The following is a 19,449-nucleotide window of genomic DNA, read 5'->3' as shown; positions in this document are numbered from 1 at the left end:
TTAAGTCGACACAATTGTACTTTCCCGATACGCCGCACCCAATCGTAAATTAAAACTCCCCAATCCAATCCTGGAAATATGAGCCAAGGAGATCGATTGGAGAATTTTCAAGGAAGGCCTAATCCGAGGATTTAGGCAAGGCGCATTTTTTCATTTTGCACCCGGATGCGCTGGCAAAGGATACGCAGTACATTTCGTAAAATTTCATCCCGCTCTTCCATCAGCTCAAAGAAATCTTCCTGATCAACCCGGAACAACAGCACATCAGATTCAGCGACTGTAGAGGCCGATCTTGGTTCGGTATCCAGCAAGGCAAGCTCCCCGAATATCTCTCCTTTATCAAACAAAGCCAGTTGTTTAGAGCCATCATAAATGCCGATTTCACCGGAATAGATTATAAACATACTGTCGCCGGTATCCCCCTTGGCAAATATTTCCTGTCCCTCCTGATACGTCACCTCTTTCATGATTGGGGCGATTGAACTTAACACGTTTTCAGGCGTTTGTGAAAATAATTTCGTGTTTTTTAGAACGATAACACGCTCCATTTCAGAGATTTGCTGGGAAGATTCAGAAGTATGTTTCATGCGTTTTTCGTCTTGACTGGTAAATTTCTGTATGGGGAATTTTTGATAAGCAGTCCTGGCTGCTTCACGAAGCAAGCGGACCGGGTGGCCAGCAAATATTTCAAGGTTACTGATTCCGGCAGTTTCCGGCGTCCATTTTCCGATAGCCAGCGCGATCGTCCAGGTTGTGAAATATTGCTCTTTTTGTGATAAAACGTAGGAAACAAAGGGTTGCGCCGGAACGTCCTGAATATTTAAATACTGACGCAAAGCATCCAGTTTTTTCTGCAACGGAATAACTTCAAAAAGCGCCCTTAAACATGGATATAGCTCTCGCGGCAACAAACTTTCAACCATTTCCAGCGAATTGGCCCGCTTTTCCTGCGATGCATGCCGTACACCTTTCCAGGCATTTTGCAAAGTGTCCTTATCGTACAACAGCATAAACAGGTAGAACAGCCGCTGATTTACCTGTTGCAATTCATATTGAAGCGCAGCATTCCAAGTCTCGTTTCCGATCTTTTCGTCAGTCGCGTTTAAAATCTGGTATGCATGCAGCAGTTCAATATCAACATAATTCCTGACAACCAGTTTCTGGTCAGTCGTCAGCTCCTGATGTGACAATGCACGCAATGCAGCCGTATGCAAGCGTAATGTGGGAGCACCAGCATCGCCTTTTGTTGTATAGATGCGGCTCGTGAAATCAAAGAGCACGGGCTGTATTGCCGGATTGGCCTGTTTTTCCGCAGCCCTTAAAAATGTATAAATCTCCTTCTCAGAACTTGTCGATTGAACCCAATCCTGCAAAATGCTGACACCCGCATGACCGGATTTAACCAAAGCAAGACTTGCCGTTTTTGACAATTTTCCTGAAAGAAATGGTTGTACTTCCCTAATCAGATCTGCGTGCCCGTTCGTTCCAACGATTTCAATAGCCCGTTGCCTGATTCTTGTATTTTCACTTTTAAGCGAATTCCTGATCTGCGATTTATAAGTGTCAACATCAAGTCCTTCGACACAATCGAGCGCAGTAAGCTGAGATTCAATATTATCCGACGAGAATAAATCCTGTATGGTTTGGCGGACCAATGTTGCGGACTTGCCCGACTGTCTGGCGCCTAGCACAGCGCCGCGAACAATATCCAAATCCTGATGCGAAAGGTATTGACCCAGTTTTTCCTGTGTCATTACTTCCGAGGCGCTGGCAATCTGCACGGCAAGAGTCTGACAAGGTGTATTTGCTTCGTTTTCAATATATTGATAGAATGCTTGCGACGGCTGGTAATTCCCGGTCTCAATCAAGGCTTCCAGCGTTTTCAGTCGTACCAGCTCCGACGGGTTTTTCAACAAAAGCTCCACATTTTTTGAAAATGAATTGGGCTTGTTTTTGACAAGCCAGGCAATCGCGTTGATCACTTCCTCTTTTTTCTCGCTTTTAAGGTTTTCCTTGATGATCGGAAGCGCCTCGCCGGGAGAAGCCATTTCACCGCTTTTGAGAAATCTTTTACTGATCGCACTTTTCAATTCGAGCACGTACTGGCTATATGCCTTCCTGAAAATAATAAGCGCGACAAGGGAAAATAGTAGTGAAAGGTCGAAAGTTAAGCCGATATCGGACCACTGCATGGTGTAGATAATCCAGAGCAGAACCCCGGCAATGAGCATTCCCAGTGGCTCATACAAACCTTTTGCAAGCGTATGGCCTTTCAACCGGTTCTTGGTCGACAGCGGCTGGAAAAGTACAAGAAAAACGGGATCAAAAAGTGTTCTTCGGATCAGTTCGAAAAGTAGATAGGCGATGCAGTAATAAACAAGTAACGACGGTTCGTCTTTTCTGAAATAGGAAGAAACAATAAGTCCGAGTGATACGAGAACGGTCGTCAATGGCAACAGATATAACGTAATTTTTACACCAAAACGCTCAACAATTTTTCCGGAAAAAAGCAGTTTGACGAAGGTGGAAATGACATAGGTAGCCGTCAAAAGCGAACCAACAAATACAATGGTATCGTGCTGGCTGTGGAATTTATATTTTACATTGACAAAAAAATGGTATTCGATCCAGGTAGCTGCGGCGGCTATGGCAACGGTGCCGAGGCATAATGCGGTCAACAATCTGTTCCCGCCAAAATATTTCTGAACCAGTTTCGAATCAGAAAGCCCGGATTGACGCGGTCTGGCATGGTGCGGGTTGGGTACAGCGGTATGTTTAAAAGTTAATTTTTGGGTATAAAATGCCAGTGCAAAACATACCAGGGAAAGGGTCAAAAGAATCATCAGCACAGACGGCGAATGAATCAGTACCGCGAGCACGGCACCCAGGGCCTTCGCAGGCATATCACCCGAACCGATAACACTGAATAATCTTTTACTTTGGCGGACATCAAATACAACGGCCGATAGTCCCCAGAATTCCAGGTTGATCAGCAGATAAATAACCCTGAAACCGACCATAATGGCGATGGCTATGGCCATTCCATGCCCGATCCATAACAGGATCATCACGACCAGAACAAGAAAAAGAGACGAGAGCATCGTGCCAAGGCTCAGTTTTTCAAGTGCAAGGTGGTGTTCGTAATGTTCGTATAGCTGACCGGCAGCCATAACAGCCAGCGCAGCGATTATGTAGGCAAGGGGTAGGGATGATTCAGGGTGATTTTCAAGTAATAATATATTGGCAGACACGTAAACCAGCGTTGTGCCAACATTGATAAAGAAGTTATGGAAAAAGAATAAAAGCGTCTGTGGGTTAATTGTACGATAAAATCTACTTTTTGTAATGGCTGATATCATATTGATCGAAAAGCTAGCGTCACTTACGTAAAATAAACACTAATTCTTCCTTTTAAAAACAGAAACTGTTCATGTTATCATGAAATTTGCAGAAATTTGAGATTACAGACCGGAGAATTCTAAAAGTTACAGTTTTTAGGAGCGGTTCGGAGCAGACATTATTTTTAATTGCCCAGATATGAAGATTGATTTTAAGCGGATTGACCACGTGATGCTTTGTTTTCCGGAAGGAAGGGAAAAAGAAGCGCGGAGATTTTATGAAGAAGTTTTAGGTTTGGAGGAAATCATTGATCCCGAAAGACCGCATTTGAGAGGTGCGATATGGTATCAGATGGGAAATATTCAGTTGCATTTAATGACAGATCAGGGGAGTAACGCCTCGGAACGTCATCCGGCATTTGAAGTTGCAAATCTGGAAGAATGCCGTCAGCTTCTGGAAAGTAATGGTATTCCTGTTAAAAACCTGACGCCGATTCCGGGACGTAACCGGTTTTCGTTCCGTGACCCATTTGAAAACAGAATCGAGTTCCTTCAATATGATTAGATTGTAACAGATATTTTTGCAGTTTTAATTAAGGAAAATGCCGCCTGATCACGTCGGGCGGCATTTTTCGTTCCTATGAATTAACTCCACAAACGGTCATGTGAGCGTTTGTCGTTCCATTGGTCGGTTGGCGCAAAATAACTTTTGTCTTTTGGCGTCAGATGTTTTTTGACCTCTTCATCCACCAGCTCAATGCCCAGCCCCGGGGCTTCCAAAGGAACATTGGCATATCCTTTTTCAATGAGTTTGCGGCCGTCGGTTGTTTTAACGATACTTTCCCACCAGGACACATCCACTGAATGGTGTTCCAGCGCCAGGAAGTTCTGCGTGGCGGCTGCACAATGTACGTTGGCCATAAAACTTACCGGTGATCCTGCAAAGTGCATAGCCATCGCGATACCATGGTCTTCGGCGTAGTCGCCGATGCGTTTGGTTTCCAGTAATCCTCCCGACGATGCGAGGTCCGGATGGATAATGTCAACCGCGCGACCTTCGATCAAATCTTTAAAACCTTCTTTCAGGTATATGTCTTCACCCGTGAGTGTAGGTGTTTCCAAAGCGGCTGAAATTTGTTTCCATTGATCGGTGTACTCCCAGGGCACCATATCTTCCAGCCACGCGAGTCTGTATTTATCCAGTGCCTTACCCAAACGGATCGCGTTGTTTAAATCAAAGTGGCCATAGTGATCCGAAGAAATAGGAATCTCATAGCCTACAATGCCCCGTACATCTTCCACGACTTTCGCCATTTCTTCAAGTCCCTGCGGTGTAATTTGTATGGCTGTAAAAGGGTGTTTGGTATTGGCATAAGATGAATAATCTCCCGCCCATTGCGAGAATCCGCCGCCCCAGACTTTATTATTTACCACGCCGCCCGGTTTGTTTTTCAACATGCCAATGGAGATGTCCATTTTCAACCAGGTGTAACCTTGGGTTTCGGTCCGGAATTTGATTTTTTCTTTGAATTCATCCAGGTTATCCGATTCCGGGGTGTCGGCGTACAATCTTACTTTGTCACGATAACGCCCTCCCAGCAGCTGCCAGCATGGAACGTTGTAAGCTTTTCCACAAAGATCCCACAAGGCCATTTCAATCCCGCAAACCCCGCCAGCCTGGCGACCGTGCATACCGAATTGTTTAATGGTTTTGAAAAGCATCTCAACATTACACGGATTTTGGCCTAAAAGCCGGCTTTTCAGCATCAGCGCATAACGCTCATCGGCACCATCACGTACTTCTCCCAAACCATAAATACCCTGGTTGGTGTCAATGCGGATGATCGGCGTACGACCCACGTTCTGGATTATGCAGTATCGAATGTCTGTGATTTTCAGGTCCGAAGGTTTTGAAGCACGGCTTACTTTGGAAGTCGCCTGAGCAACGGTATCTTCAATGGACATCGACATAAAAGTGCCCAGGGCAATACCACCAACAGCCGATTTTCTTAAAAAGTTACGACGGCTGTCCTTTGTTGCCAGGTTATTGATTTCAGTCTGAGTAGCCAGCTTTTCGGCTCTTTCGACTTCTTTATTGGATGCGATGATCTGATTTAGGATGCTCTTCATGATTTTAAAGATATTTTAGAAGATTTGGAATAGAATAAGGCCCAAAGCTGTTAGCCAGACGCCAAAAGCTGACGGCTAAGGTTAATAATTACGTTCTTTCAAATAATCGTCAAGTTCCTTTTTGCTCATAGGCAGGCGGCCGGGGTAGGCGTTAACCCATTTCAGGAAGTCTTTTGAAATGGCGTCGGTCCATTTGGTATCGATTTCTCCGGGCGTATATTTTCCTTCTTTAAGGCGCTGATGACCAAATTCATCACGAAGCGCGGTTACTTCGGAAGTGATGACAAGGTCTTCTACCAGATGCGAAGGAATGAAAATCGTTCCGTATTTCTTGGCAAGAACAACATCACCGGGCAATACGATCGCGCGACCGATTCGGATGGGGACATTGATCCCGGTTAACATCATTTGCTGGATGTAAGAAGGATCCGAGCCTTTGATCCACGCATTGTAACCCGCTATTTCACTCAGTCCTTCTACATCACGTACGGAGCCGTAAAAGATGGTCCCCCGTTTCGATTTGGCATAAATGGAATTGCCCAGGTTATCACCGATCAGGGTTCCGTCAGCGATTTTTCCATAACCGTCTGCTACGTACACGTCGCCGTTGGTGAGCACATCGATCGGCCAGGAATTGGTGCCGCCGGCCTGGCTGCGGCCTTCTTTTTTACCCGTTTCTTTGATCAGATCCTGTAAGTCGGGGCGGAGTGGCATGTATTGGGCAGTCACCACGCGGCCCGTCATGGCACTGTCCGGATGGATCAGTATCCAGTCACCTTCAAACTGGTTCTGATAACCTTTATTACGCAGCACACCCCAGGCTTCTTCAATGGAAATGTTTTTCAACCGACCTAAAATCGCGTCGGAAACTTTTGGCCGACCGTCCACCGAGCGTTCGCCTTTCCAGTTTGCAGTCAATGCTTTGATTTGCTCGACAGTCGGAGAAATCGGCTGGGCATTGGACAAAAAGGAGAGCAGCAAAAACGCGGGCAGCAGTTTTGTTTTTTTGAACATAAGCAAAGTGGTTTAGATAAAAATTGGTTGATCAGGAGTACTGCAAGCGATTGATCAGGTCGCTTGCAGTAGTATGGGCAGACGGGATAATCTAAAATTATTTATCCCAAAAAATATGCGTTCCGAGTTCATCCGGCCCCTGGCGGGCGACAGCAGCGTTATAGTTAGCGGTATTCACCGATTTTTCAAGAACCGGATATACCAACCGGCGGATGAAATCTTTTACCGATGGATCAGCGCCCGGATACGGATTTTTTGTCAGGGCAGGGAAGCCGCTTCTGCGGAAATTTGCCCAGGCTTCGGCTCCGTTTAGGAATGAGGCAATCCAGTATTGCGTGTTGATCTGGTTGAGCGCGGTGGCCGCAGCGAAAGGATTTGCAGTAAGATAAGCATCCTGACTGGCCGTTGGAATAGCCGCTGAAACATCATACTGAGCCATCTGATTCATATGCGCCCGCACGCCGGCTTCGTAATAAGTTTTGGCGTCACCGGTAATGTATCCTCTTTGCGCGGCTTCTGCTAGCAAAAGCTGTGTTTGCGCATAGGTGATGAAAAATTCGGGGGCGTCAATCTTGCCCAAAGTGCGGCGGTTGATTTGCGAATATTTGAAAGCAGCCCCGCTTTTTCCAGGGAAATCAGGTTCGGTGCTGATCGTGGATTCGTTATAACCATACGGAGCGCCCTGCTGGTTAGCCGGGTCGGTATCTTCCTTTCCCGCCGTTGCAATAGGATTGGCAGGAAATTCATATTTTACGGCAATGACTCTGGTGCGCGGGTCGCCGGTTGATTTCAGATAATCGATAAATGGTTTTCCCAAATAGCCGTTACCTCTTTCAGTTCCCTGAAAAAAGCCGGCGTTGGGGTGGTTAAATGTGCTGTTAAAGGCGATTAACGCATTGTCGGTGTTGGCAGACATCACGCCTCCGTTGGCGGGATCGATCGCTTTGGCTACATACGTTTTCGCTCTGGCTTCGTCTATTTTCGTATAACGCATGGCAGCCCTTAACAAAAGCGAATTACCCAGTTTTTTCCATTGTCCGATATTTCCTTTGTAAAACAAATCACCGCTTTCAATGTTCTTGGTTGCATCAAGCGCTTTGGTGGCTTCATCGAGCTCTTTCAAAATATCGTCGTAGATCAGTTTCTGGTCGTCGTACTTTGGCAGGTTGATTCCGTCAGAATAGCCCTTGGCGGCATCAAAATAGGGCACATCACCATAAGTATCGACCAAAAACATAAATACGTAGGCTTTCCAGATCCGTGACATTTGATAAATGTTGGCCCGTAAAGGATTGTCTTTGGTAGCCCTGAGCACGGAGCTCAGCAGATTCACCGGGCCGCTTCCGTACATCGCGTTGAAATTCGCACTGGTGTTCGGGTCAAAAACAATGTTGTGATTTCCGCCTTCAAGCACGCCCGTATAAGGTGTATTGATCTGCTGGACAATTTCGCTCTGGTAATTCAAAGTGGCAATGGCCGAGCTGAACTGTGCATTGGAGAACAGGTAGGCCGGGTCGATGGTCGTTGCCAGTACCGGGTTTTTGTTCACATCCTCAAAGCCGCTGTCACAGGAAGCCGCTCCCAGGAAAAGGCCTATAACTGTCAGGTATATATGTATCTTTTTCATCTCTATTTTTTGGTGAAAAATTATAGCTTAATGTTCAGGTTGATTCCATAGCTTCTTGTCGTTGGAAGCGTGTGGGTTTCGATGCCCTGAAGGTTATCGGATGAAGATACCTGCGCTTCCGGATCCAGGTTATCGATATGTTTCTTGATGAGCCACACGTTGTTCACCATGGCCGATATATTTAAACCTTTGATGAATGATTTTTTTACAAAACGCGACAGATCATAGCCAACCGACAAGGTTCTCCAACGAATAAAACTGCCGTTGTAGATGAATGGCGTAGCAATGTTGGTGCTTCGGTAAGCGGTATAAAATTGTTCTGCTTCCACTTTTTTGTCGTTTGGACTTCCGTCTGCGTTTACTGCTTCCAGCAGTACACCTCCGTCACGGCCAACCAGCGATGGTTTTGACAACCCTTCACGTAGAAAGTTAAGGTTGGAATTGGACATGATTTTGTAACCCGCCTTGAAATCAACCTGGGTAGAAATCCGGAAACCTTTGACATGAATCGTATTCATCCAGGCACCCACCCATTTAGGGATAGCGCTGCCGAAAGTGGTGAGGTTGCCCTGCTGCGGCAGACCGCCTGCGGTAAGAATTCGTCCCTGAGCATCCCGTTTGTAATCGAAGCCCCGAAGCGAAGCCAGCGGTTTGCCAACCTCGTGGGATACGATTCCGAAAAATTCACCCTGTCCAACGTTAAAACGCGGTTGTTCCTGCGCAAGCTCAATAACCTTGCTGATGTTGTAGCTCGCGTTAAAGCTGGTTTCCCAGGAAACGTTTTCGGCTCTCACAGGTACTAGGGTCAGCAAAAACTCGATACCTTTATTTTGAAGTTTACCGATATTTACCTTTGTTCCCGTAAAACCCGAAGTATTCGAAACGCTCACATCCAGGATTTCGTCCACGGTATTTTTGCGGTAGACCGACATGTCAAGGTTCAGTCTGCTATCGAACATTTTAAATTCGAGTCCTACTTCAATCTCCTTTACCTTTAATGGCCGAAGATTTGCGTTAGGACTGACCGTGCCTGAGATATTTCCCAGCGCCACGCCGTTGAAAGGGTTGGCGTTAATGGCGTAATAAAGATTATTGGAATAGGGATCGGTATCACCGCCAACCTCCGCATAGGCAGCACGGAGCTTACCATAATTCAGCCAGTTTGGAAGCTGGGCAAACGCCTGACTGAATACAAAACTACCGCTCACCGAAGGATATAAATAGCTGTTTGATTCCGGGTTAAGTGTTGAGAACCAGTCATTTCTTCCTGTCACATTAAGATAGAGAAAGTTTTTGTAGGAGAGCTCTGCCGAACCGTAGATCGAGTTCACCTTCTTTTTGCTGTAATTATAGTTCGGGCTTTTAATCTGACCGTTTCCGATCGTGTACAAATCACGAACATAAAAATTTGTAACGGCCGTAGAAACATTGTCGCTCACCTGAAGCAACTGGTTGCCTCCCAGGGTTATATCGATTCCGAAATCGCCGAAAGTTTTGTTGGCTCCGATCAAAATGTCCATGTTTCTTTCACGGAATGTAGAAATATCCTGATAATAGTATCCGTTAAAACCGTTTGTTACCGCGCCGATCGAGCGGGTTCCGGTTGGACGGTTATAATTGTAAGGCCGCGTGTAATAATCCTGCCCGATACGTCCCTGCACGTAAAGCCCTTTTGTGAACTCATAACGAACGGACGTATTTCCGAAGATACGGTCGCGTCTTACATTTTCGAAACGGTCGTAAGCAACCCAGTAGGGGTTATTTCGGTTCGTAAAACGGGCCAAAGGCATTTCATTGCCGTTGACGTCTTTGCGGTTTTTGAGCCAGTTTGCGTCAATACTGGTGGCCATCGTATAGATCGTCGTATTGGCATTCATATCCTGAATCCCGATCTGCGGCGGATTTTTGTTGTATTCGTTGGAATAATTGGCGTTAACCTGAACGGAAAGCTTGGGCGTAAATTTGTAATTCAAACCCAGATTGAAAATCTTTTTATGGTAGTCAGAATTTGGCACGATTGCATTGGCATCGGTATTGGCAAAAGACAAACGGAAATTGCCCTTGTCGTTTCCTCCCGAAAGTGCTACGGAATTGGTAAAACTCGTTCCGGTACGATAAAAGTCTTTGATACGGTTTTTGTTCGGTGAATAAGGCTGCATCGAGCCGTCAAATTGGGGTGTTAACTTGCCATCCATTTTTTCACCAAAAGCGAAAACACCTGAGCTTTGCGCTTCGGCCACAGTCGTGGGTCTTTTGCCAAATTCTCCCTGACCGTATTCATATTGAAAATCTGTATAATCCAGCGCCTGCTGTGCCTGGAAATTCGAGTTCAGCTCAACGCCGATGCCAGCGCTTTTGTTTCCTGTTTTTGTTGTGATGATGATGGCACCATCTTTGGCCCGGAAACCGTATAGGGCAGCGGCTGCGGCACCTTTCAAAACGGTCATGGATTCAATATCGTCCTGGTTGATACTCTGTAAACCGTCGCCCGCGTCAGAGGAACCACCGGTTGGGTTTCCCGTTCCATTGCCATTAGACCCTCCGGCCGAAACACTGGAATTGTTGATAGGAACGCCGTTTACGATGATAAGCGGGGAGTTGTTCCCACCAAAAGAAGACTGGCCGCGAATACGGATTTTAGTCGATCCGCCGGGTCCGCTGGCCGGGGGAGAAACATTCATACCGGCTACTTTGCCCTGCAGACTATTCCCAAGGTTGGTGGTCCGGTTGTTTGTAATTTCTTCCGTATTAACAGTTGCCGTGGAGTAGCCCAGTTTTTTCGCATCACGTTTGATACCCAGCGCCGTTACCACGATCACTTCCAGGTTTCTTATGTCAGGTTTAAGCGAAAGGTCAATGGTGGAACGGCTGCCAACGGTAACTTCCTCAGGCGTATAACCTACATAGGAAAAGATCAGAATCGTTTTGTCGTTCGGAATGCTCAGCTGATAGTTCCCTTCGGTATTGGTAGCCGTACCTGATTTCGAACCCTTCAAAACCACACTCACGCCGGGCAAGGGGTCGCCCTTTTCGTCGGTTACTTTTCCTGTGATGTTACGGTCTATGGACGAAGTTTCGGGTAATGATTCGCCCTTAAAACTGCTGGGGATATGGGTGCCCTTCATTAGAATTACCTGCTTGCCTTCCAGTTTGTAGCCCAGGTTCATCGGTCTCAAAAGCTCATCCAGGACATCTGAAAGCGGCTTTTCAACGGCTTTGATCGTTACTTTTTTTTGGGTATTGATAAGGGCTGAACTGTATGTAAACCGTACCTGAGTTAGTTTATTCAGTTTGGTCAGGACCGTTTTCATATCCTGGTTATTTACCTCTATCGTTACCTTCTGATTTAGTATTTCCTGGGCATCGACAACCGTTGCGGAAGCGATGCTTGAAAAGGTATAGACCAGTATTAGTTGGTAGAATGATATTTTCATAAGTCTACACATGAGCCGAAGCAAGTGTCGGTTTTTTTTCATAGTTTTGGTTGCTTTGTTCAGTATTCGTAAAAAAATAGGACAAAAAAGTCCCCTTACATCTTTTTTAGATGATGCCGGATAGCGTTGGGGACGCGTGGGGCCGGTGGTGGCGCAATCACCACTGGTTCCTGAATTTTAAGTTTGGTCAAAGTCTAAATCATAGGCGGTTGCGTAGATGGGGTTGGTTGGGATACTGGGTTTGCGTTGATTGTTGTTTGTCAATTTGATTATTTTAGACAACCTTTACTGTTGATAATAATCTGTCCATCAATGACTTCGTAAGTGGCTGCGATAGCCTGGCAGATGACGCTGATTCGTTGTTTTAGATTTTCTTCTTTAAATATGGTGCTGATCGCGCAGCCTTTCAGGCTTTCTTTGTCAAAAATAATTTCTATTCCGTACATCTTTTCCAGCGCGTGTAACACGTCAGGAACGGGCTGATCATCAAAAACAAGTTCCTGGTTCGCCGCTGATTCAGAAAGCATATCCGGGTTTTCCACGATGCCTTTATCAAGACGGTTTTCTTTGCGGTTGAAAACAACCTGCTGGTTGGGCCGAAGTATCACGCCAACCACTTCGCGACCGTCTTTATCCGATAATGTCTCGTAGTCTTTTTCAGGATAAACCGAAACTTTACCCGTTTTTACGACGACCATGACGGTGTTGTCGCCATCCACTGCCTTCACGCGAAAGCTTGTTCCCAGTACCTTGGTAACGGTTTCATTGGCGAAAACCAAAAAAGGTCTCGTTGGATTTTTGACTACATCAAAAAAAGCTTCGCCCAGAAGAAATACCTTGCGGACATCCCCCGCAAATTTCTTTGGAAATTTCAGACTACCTCCTTTTGATAAGGTCGCCACACTGCCATCGCTTAGCAAAATGGTCATTTGCTTATCGGAAGTGTTTGTTTTGGTGATCATAACCGACGCAGCTGATGCTTGTTCTGCCGTATTTTTAACTGAGAAATGGCTGTTGTAGTAAAACCAGCTCAGTCCTGAAGTAATCGTAAACACAGCTGCGGCGCGCCATAGTGGACTTCTGAAAACTGAGAAACGGTTTTTATTCTTCGTTGCTTCGGCCAGTGCTACCAGGTTGCTGATCTCTTTGGCGATGGTATCGTCACTCAAATCATCTTTGTACTTTTCATTGACGGTTAAGAGCAGTTCCGTCGCCTGATTCACTGTACCTCGTTTATCAGGGTTTTCCAAAAGCCAGTTATCCCAGAATAAGACCGTTTCATCAGAAGGGTCAAGAATCCATTGGCGAAATTTTTCGTCGGTGGCGAACTCTTCAATGGTGTAGTTACGGTAGTTAATCATAAAAGTTTTAGCAATGGATATTTGTCAGGTTTAGGATTGTTTTTGTGTAAATAGTTCAATTGAAAATTTACATTTCACCATTCTTATGGCTCTTTGTATAGGTATGTCTGATTTTTAGTCATGGATAACCAAAAAAAATCAAAATATTTTTTGAAATAGTACTATGAAGTTTTCTGGACGTTGAAAATCAGGAGAATACGATCAGGATTAGCGCCCAGAAAAATTCTGCTGGCATCCATATTTCTTTCATTTCTTTGATGGTGCGGTACAATAGATTGGCAACGCTTTGGCGTCCGAGGTTCATTACATGAGCGATATCTTCGTTTTCCAGGTTCTGGTAAAAACGAAGGTAGATGATTTCCTGCTGCCTTTTGGAGAGGTGTGAAACGATCTGGTTTAATCGTTTGATCTGGTGTTTCAGATGTTCGTTTTCGATGATAATAGACTCCACCGATAAGTCAGCTTCCTCGGCATCGAACGACAATTCTTTGGGTTCTTTGAAGCGTTTCAGACGAACACTTTCTTTGATCAGCCTATGACGTAAGGCTTTGAGCAGATAGGATTTGACAAAAGCCGTTTCGGATAAAAATGAGCGGCGTTCCCACAAATCAAGAAAAAGTTCCTGTATACAATCCCGGATAAATTCAGAATCAGACGAAAATTTTGTAGCATAGTTGTATAAGGCGCGGTAATGAACCTGGGACAGTTCCCCAAATGCTGTCGCATCTCCAGACTTAAATTTAAGCCATAGCGTCGCGTTCGTTTCCGCGGAATTGGGGTTTGTGCCTACTGCATTATTCAAATTACAAACAGTGTATATTGTTTAAATAAATCAGTAAATTATCATATTAAAGTAAGGGTGTTTCTTAATCTCCTTTGTTTTGAGGGCTTTTTAAAAATATATATTGGAATAAAGGGGAGAGCAAAAAACTCCCCGCCTGTTTTGGATGAGCGGGGAGTTTTTCTATTTACTTAATAACCTTTAATTTACCCTGCATTAAGGTATAATGTCCCGGGAAAGTGCACAGATACTGATAAGTACCCGGTGTTTTTGGCGCAATGAAATAGATGGATTCTGATTTTTCCGGCTCCACGATGTTGGTATGGAAAAGAACATTGTCGGTCTTGGGTACGTAGTGAAGCTCTGTTCCTTTCAGCCCCAGATTTAACCCGGCTTCTCCCACGGCGTTTGCAGTTCCCGGTTTGGTAATGACCAGATTATGAAGCATATCATCGTTGTTGTTTAGGTTAATCCGGATACGGCTTCCGGCTTTTACCTGAATTTCGGAGATGTCAAATTTCAATCCCGGTACCGTTCCGATGTTGATCACCTGGTCAGGTCCTGATGTCCATGATGCAGGCATCTCGGTCACACGTTTCGCGGAATTGCTTGGTGTTGCTTTCACATCCGAAGCCGTCATGGTATGGGCGCTATGGTCCATGGCTGGTTTGGCACTCGCCGTGAATTGAGACGCCGTCAGCGAAGCACCGCCAGCAATTTCGTTCAGGGTGTAATAACCCGTGTTATGCAAAAGCGACAAGCCGTCTTTTGATTGAACGCCTTCTGCTTTCACCTCATGAATGTACCCTTTTCTCAACGTAGCCGGATCCAGGACGATGCGCGCACGAAGGCCGTCTTCTGAAAGCGCGATACCTTTGATCGACAACTCATTTGCGTTGATAATCGGGCTACCGTAAATGTGGTGATACTTGTACGTGAAGCTGTTCATTTTATAGGAATCAGCCTTCAAAGCAGTTTCCTTATCAACCGGACTCGTGAAAGTGATCTCAAAACCGTCCGGCATCGAACGGATATTTTTCATTTCGAAAGGAGTCTGACCCGTCCACACCAGGCGCTGAATACCAAAATCTTCTTTCCCCGTTGCAGACCAGCCACGACTTGTCTGTCCTACAAACAAAGAACCGTCGAGTCCCCAAACCATACGGATAATACCGGATTCAAAACCTTCGCGGAACGGAAAACAAGCACCCTGATAAACACCATTTACTTTTTCCATATCCACACGCATGATCTTGCTATGGCCCTGATCACCCACGAAAAGCTGTCCCTGGAAAGGTCCGAAGGCTCCTGCCGTGGTATCTTCTTTAAAGTCGGATGTTGAAATTCCCATCAAGGTATGCGGAAACCAAACAGCCGGCGGCTTGATGCCCGGCACGCGTTTGGCTACATCATAAAGTGGTTCGCCGGTATCAGGAATATCGCTTGGTTTCAGTTTAACAGGTGAATCAGGCTCACTGCTCCATCTCAGACCTGCAATGTTTCCTGCAAAATCGCCTTTTTCCAGGTGTGTCATACGACCTGAGGCAACCCAGTCGCCCTGGTTTTCAGTATAGAAAATATCACCTTTGTAGGAGCCAAAACCAGCCGGAGAACGAAGCCCGGTTGCGTAGGGCGTTAAGGAACCATCTTCGCCCAGTTTCAGCATCCAGCCTCTCCATTTCGACTGGCTTGCACCACGTCCAACCCAGTCAAGATTAAGCGTTACAATCATTTCGCCGTTAGGCAACGGAACAGGACCGTAAGAATACTGGTGATAATTTCCGGACAACGACCAGCGTGCAAAGGAATCATATACATCCGCAACGCCGTCATTATTGGTGTCGACAAGTCTTGTTACCTCGCCGCGCTGCGAAAGCAGGATATCTTTTCCACGGTAAAACAATCCCAAAGGTTCGTGCAGACCGGAAGCAAACCGATGGAAAGTAGGTTGTCCGTCGCCTTTCATGTACGGATTTCCGATCATCCATACTTCTCCGCGGCGTGTGGAAGTTGCCAGACGTCCGTCGGGTAATACCGCCATGCCGCCGATTTCCATCTCGATGTTCTGAGGGATCGGCATGGTGATGATGCGGTAATAATCATCTTCGGTTTTTGCTTTGCTTTGCGCCTGGGCGGCCAGACAGCCAAGAGAAAGCAAGGTGGTTACTACTATATTTTTCATTTACTTATCAGTATAAATTTTTGGACAAAAGATAAAATGCACACTACCAGAACATGGAATAACTTGCTGAACCGGAAACCGGCAACAGCAGCTCCTGATTGTCACCGGAGGTTCTTAACACTGCTTTTGTCTTTTTGTCAATCTGGATATAATAACGGTCGTCGACCTGATAAAGGCCTTTTTCGATCAATTGAATCTGTTTTCCCGAAGCAAGCAAAGAATACAGCGCCCCCGACGGCGTTCCTTTTACGTCAATATGGCGGGTGATGGCATCGGCTGTTGATGTGATATGATCCGATACCGTGGCAGAACCAACGGCATAACGAATGGCTGGAAAACCCTGCGCATCCAGTGTATAACCCAGGTAGTTTACATTGGCTGAATCCGGCCAGACGGCTTTGTCACTGTCCAGCACAGCGATGCTGCTTTTACCGGAAACAGGAACAGTAAGACCTGCTGGTTCAAGTAATTGAGGTTCGCCGCGTTCGTACCACATTTCGGTAACATTGGCAAACTGTCCGCGCCATGCCTGCAAAAGAGCGCCGCGGTTTAAGTCCATGGTATAACTCCATCCCGTTGGGCTGCCAACAGAAAGACAATGGGTACGTTTGTATTTCTCGCCGCTTAAAAGAATAAACGAACGAACCATTTCAGGCCGTAAATCAGGTGTTACACCGATATAAGGTTTTGGCTCAGGTTCTGGTAACGACGACAGAATATGCAGATCATACTGACGAATGCCTGCCTTTTGAACACGAAGCCCCAAAGCGGGCTGACGCCATGGGAAACGTGAATAATGAATTTTGAAACGGTGTGTTCCTTTTGAAAGATTTACCGAACCGGTGTGTGATTCCTGAGAAGTACTTTCCCCGCTCGTTACAACGGGTTTTCCATCGATATCCAGGGTCATGATTGGTCCGGAATAAATAGTAGTGAAAACATAGTCACCCTCTTCCTCGGCCGTCATTTCACCTTCATAAACCAGGTGGAATTGACGCATACCGTTCGTAACTTCCTGGGTCAGGCTTGGTGTTTTGGCTTCTTTTTCTAATTTGGAATATGTTGTTGCGTCCCAGCTATCCGAATATAATTTGTAAGTCAGGTTGTTCAGTGACAATGGCTTGCGGTCATTCAAAAGCTGGTAGCCAATGTTGCGGAAAGCGATTGTGCCTTTGGTCACTTCGAAAGAAATTGGCTGCGGGTCTGCTACGGATTTGGATAATGGCAGATAAACGCTTTCTAGAATGGTTACGCCATTCAGTTTCAACGAATTCAAACGGCCCGAGTTTTTTACGGTTGAAACAGACGCGTCGTAAGCAAGCTCAATGGTCTGCCAAAGTCCAGGTGCTTTGGCGGCATTCTGGCTTGGAAATTGTCCGATAAATCCGGTTGTCAAAGCACCCGGCTCTTTTTGTTTGTTATCTGCCAGACGTAAGCGCTGGCCACCCGGAAGCACGATGTTTCCCTCCGCACCCGGCGAAAGCATGAATTCTGTGTAAAGGCGAAGGTCTTTTGCTTTAAATTTGGTGCTGATCGCCGCGCCGACATTACCGACCAGTGTGCCTTCTCCACTTTGCGTTTTGGCAGGTTCTGTTTTAGCAGGATGTATGGCAATACTTCCTTTCACGGACCAGTTTGAGCCGCTATTCTCGAAAGAAGAAAGGTCTTTCAGGGCAACAGGGGAATAATTTTCTTTTCCTGTTTGCGCTGAAACCACAAGTGGAAAAGCCAGGCAAAGAAGACTGAGTTTTTGAATGATTGAACGCATTTTAAATATTAAGTGTAATGTTCACATTTAAAAAGCGAAGTACGGGTTTTTTTCTACTATTGTGTTAGTATTTATTAATAATTTTTTTTGATATAGGACTTTGTCGTGAATACTTGAATTTTTTTAAAGTTTTTCCGTGTCGGTTATACTTTTTAAATGACAGGTAAAACAGGAAGCCGCAGGCACAATCGTGCCAGCGGCTTCCTGTTTTATTAGCCAACGTTTATTTAATAACTGGTTGAATGTTCAATTTCCTGAAGATAACCTGACCGCCTTCGGAGAACAGCTCGATGTTTCCTTCATGTTTTGTTGGGAAGACAACGTCCGTCATTACCTGCTCGCCGCCGTTTGCGAAGATTTCAACAATCGATTTGTCGACGAGTAACTGCAATTTAATTTTACCGTTTTGCGGTTTTACGACAATCGATTCAACACTCGGGAAACGGTCGCTAAAACCAACGTTCCCCGATTTGGTACGGTCGAAGGATAACGTATGGGTAGAAATGGTATAGGTCAGAACACTTTCTTCATCTCCGCTTTTGAACAGCCTGATCCCAAATTTCCCGGCTTTGCCAATTTCTATTTCGGTCGTTAACTGATAGGATTCACCTTTAAAAGTTAGGGGTAAATTGCCGTTCACTTTAACATTCGATAAAACGGTTCCTTTTTCGAGTAAACCGGTGATTGAAACTGGCGATTGAACCAGGCGATAACCAGCGTCCGTTTTTTTCAGGGATAACTCGCGGGGTACAGACATAGCGCCCTTGAATTTTTCTGTCGGGACTTTATTTGCGTATTCCCAGTCATTGATCCAGCCAATCATCACCGGTTTTTGATGTTTTCCTGGGAGATTGTTAAAGGGAATTCCCGCGTAGAAATCTTTTCCTTCATCCATGTACAACACTTCGTTTTGTTTCTGAGCGGTAAAGTTTTTTCCGTCAAAATCACCAACGAAATATTGCATAGCCAGATAGTCCTTCTGACGATGGCCGCTTGACAACGTCAGCACCCATTTTTTATCGGTACTGCCTTCAACCGGAACCTGGAATAACGCGCTGCATTCCCAAATTTTCGACACGTCGCCCTGCTTACCAAATTCGCTCAGCAGTTTCCAGTCTTTCAGGTTTGGCGATTCGTAAAACTGCACGTTGTATTCCAGTGCCTTAACCACCGACATAATCCATTTTTTTTCGGGTGCGTACCAGAACACATACGGATCGCGGAAATCGGTGAGGCCGATGTCCAGAACCGGGTTTTTGTTATAATGTTTCCAGGTCCGACCTTTGTCAGCACTGTAAGCAAGGTTTTGGTATTGTGCCAGGCCTTTCAGGTTGGCATGTTTGTGGGCCGTGTAAATTGCCACCATTCCGTCCTTTTTTCCTTTTTCAAAAAAACCGGATGTATTGGCACTATCAACAACTGCGCTACCCGAAAAAATCATGGTCTGGGTTGAATCATCGCCGTTTTTAAATTCTTCCAATGCGACAGGCAAATGCTGCCAGTCCAGCAGATCTTTGCTCACGGCATGTCCCCAGCTTAGATGTCCGGAAACATTTCCATAAGGGTTATGCTGATAAAAAATATGGTATTCACCGTCCAGATACACAAGGCCGTTAGGATCATTGAGCCAGTTTTGTGGTGCCGAAAAGTGATAGGCCGGCCGATATTCTTCTTTTGCGGGCGTTTGAGCATAAAGTGTGCACGAAGCAACCAGTGCAATGGCTGTAATCCCGATGGATCTGATCATGATTTAGATTTAAGTTTATAGGTTGGTGAGCGTAGGGCAGGACTGCACCTGTTTCCGGATGCAGTCC

General features: G+C 45.7%; 11 protein-coding genes. 1 reads left to right on the top strand and 10 read right to left on the bottom strand.

Translation table 11 applies throughout. From position 1 onward, the window contains the following. Positions 1–131: 131 nt before the first annotated feature. Positions 132–3,359: a cyclic nucleotide-binding domain-containing protein gene (locus RB622_RS07705; RefSeq protein ID WP_308045977.1), complete on the bottom strand. Its 3,228-nt coding sequence runs from the start codon at positions 3,357–3,359 to the stop codon at positions 132–134. A 178-nt stretch (positions 3,360–3,537) separates the two neighbouring features. On the opposite strand from RB622_RS07705, the gene RB622_RS07700 reads away from it, so the two are divergent. Further along, the gene (locus RB622_RS07700; RefSeq protein ID WP_308045976.1) at positions 3,538–3,903 is read left to right on the top strand and encodes a VOC family protein; all 366 of its coding nucleotides are present in this window, start codon (positions 3,538–3,540) and stop codon (positions 3,901–3,903) included. Between the two features lie 80 nt (positions 3,904–3,983). Here RB622_RS07700 and RB622_RS07695 read toward each other — a convergent pair whose 3' ends face one another. The 9 genes from RB622_RS07695 to RB622_RS07655 all read right to left on the bottom strand — a co-directional run bounded on the left by RB622_RS07695 (position 3,984) and on the right by RB622_RS07655 (position 19,382). Next, positions 3,984–5,468, bottom strand: coding sequence for a mandelate racemase/muconate lactonizing enzyme family protein (locus RB622_RS07695; protein WP_308045975.1), 1,485 nt, complete (start codon positions 5,466–5,468; stop codon positions 3,984–3,986). An 81-nt stretch (positions 5,469–5,549) separates the two neighbouring features. After that, positions 5,550–6,482, bottom strand: a complete 933-nt coding sequence (locus RB622_RS07690) for an RraA family protein (RefSeq protein ID WP_308045974.1) — start codon at positions 6,480–6,482, stop codon at positions 5,550–5,552. A gap of 97 nt (positions 6,483–6,579) precedes the next feature. Then, complete coding sequence (locus RB622_RS07685; protein WP_308045973.1) at positions 6,580–8,109, bottom strand: SusD/RagB family nutrient-binding outer membrane lipoprotein; 1,530 nt, start codon at positions 8,107–8,109, stop codon at positions 6,580–6,582. Between the two features lie 20 nt (positions 8,110–8,129). After that, the gene (locus RB622_RS07680; protein ID WP_308045972.1) at positions 8,130–11,543 is read right to left on the bottom strand and encodes a SusC/RagA family TonB-linked outer membrane protein; all 3,414 of its coding nucleotides are present in this window, start codon (positions 11,541–11,543) and stop codon (positions 8,130–8,132) included. Positions 11,544–11,812: 269 nt separating this feature from the next. Beyond that, on the bottom strand, positions 11,813–12,904 hold the full coding sequence (locus RB622_RS07675) for a FecR domain-containing protein (protein WP_308045971.1): 1,092 nt from the start codon (positions 12,902–12,904) through the stop codon (positions 11,813–11,815). A gap of 187 nt (positions 12,905–13,091) precedes the next feature. Beyond that, positions 13,092–13,706, bottom strand: a complete 615-nt coding sequence (locus RB622_RS07670) for a sigma-70 family RNA polymerase sigma factor (RefSeq protein ID WP_308045970.1) — start codon at positions 13,704–13,706, stop codon at positions 13,092–13,094. Between the two features lie 166 nt (positions 13,707–13,872). After that, positions 13,873–15,867, bottom strand: a complete 1,995-nt coding sequence (locus RB622_RS07665; RefSeq protein ID WP_308045969.1) for a plastocyanin/azurin family copper-binding protein — start codon at positions 15,865–15,867, stop codon at positions 13,873–13,875. Between the two features lie 43 nt (positions 15,868–15,910). Then, positions 15,911–17,635 (bottom strand): family 16 glycoside hydrolase, encoded by a 1,725-nt coding sequence (locus RB622_RS07660; protein WP_308045968.1) that lies wholly within the window; start codon positions 17,633–17,635, stop codon positions 15,911–15,913. A gap of 223 nt (positions 17,636–17,858) precedes the next feature. Next, complete coding sequence (locus RB622_RS07655; RefSeq protein ID WP_308045967.1) at positions 17,859–19,382, bottom strand: glycoside hydrolase family 32 protein; 1,524 nt, start codon at positions 19,380–19,382, stop codon at positions 17,859–17,861. Positions 19,383–19,449: the final 67 nt, after the last annotated feature.

The organism is Dyadobacter sp. LHD-138, assembly GCF_030929615.1.
Lineage (GTDB): Bacteria > Bacteroidota > Bacteroidia > Cytophagales > Spirosomataceae > Dyadobacter.
The sequence above is the reverse complement of the archived record's forward strand: the minus strand, read 5'-3'. Positions and strand labels throughout refer to the sequence as shown.

Bases quoted from the DNA above. Each gene is read 5' to 3' on its own strand.
- RB622_RS07705 (WP_308045977.1), bottom strand. From the start codon at position 3,359: ATGATATCAGCCATTACAAAAAGTAGATTTTATCGTACAATTAACCCA.
- RB622_RS07700 (WP_308045976.1), top strand. From the start codon at position 3,538: ATGAAGATTGATTTTAAGCGGATTGACCACGTGATGCTTTGTTTTCCG.
- RB622_RS07695 (WP_308045975.1), bottom strand. From the start codon at position 5,468: ATGAAGAGCATCCTAAATCAGATCATCGCATCCAATAAAGAAGTCGAA.
- RB622_RS07690 (WP_308045974.1), bottom strand. From the start codon at position 6,482: ATGTTCAAAAAAACAAAACTGCTGCCCGCGTTTTTGCTGCTCTCCTTT.
- RB622_RS07685 (WP_308045973.1), bottom strand. From the start codon at position 8,109: ATGAAAAAGATACATATATACCTGACAGTTATAGGCCTTTTCCTGGGA.
- RB622_RS07680 (WP_308045972.1), bottom strand. From the start codon at position 11,543: ATGAAAATATCATTCTACCAACTAATACTGGTCTATACCTTTTCAAGC.
- RB622_RS07675 (WP_308045971.1), bottom strand. From the start codon at position 12,904: ATGATTAACTACCGTAACTACACCATTGAAGAGTTCGCCACCGACGAA.
- RB622_RS07665 (WP_308045969.1), bottom strand. From the start codon at position 15,867: ATGAAAAATATAGTAGTAACCACCTTGCTTTCTCTTGGCTGTCTGGCC.
- RB622_RS07660 (WP_308045968.1), bottom strand. From the start codon at position 17,635: ATGCGTTCAATCATTCAAAAACTCAGTCTTCTTTGCCTGGCTTTTCCA.
- RB622_RS07655 (WP_308045967.1), bottom strand. From the start codon at position 19,382: ATGATCAGATCCATCGGGATTACAGCCATTGCACTGGTTGCTTCGTGC.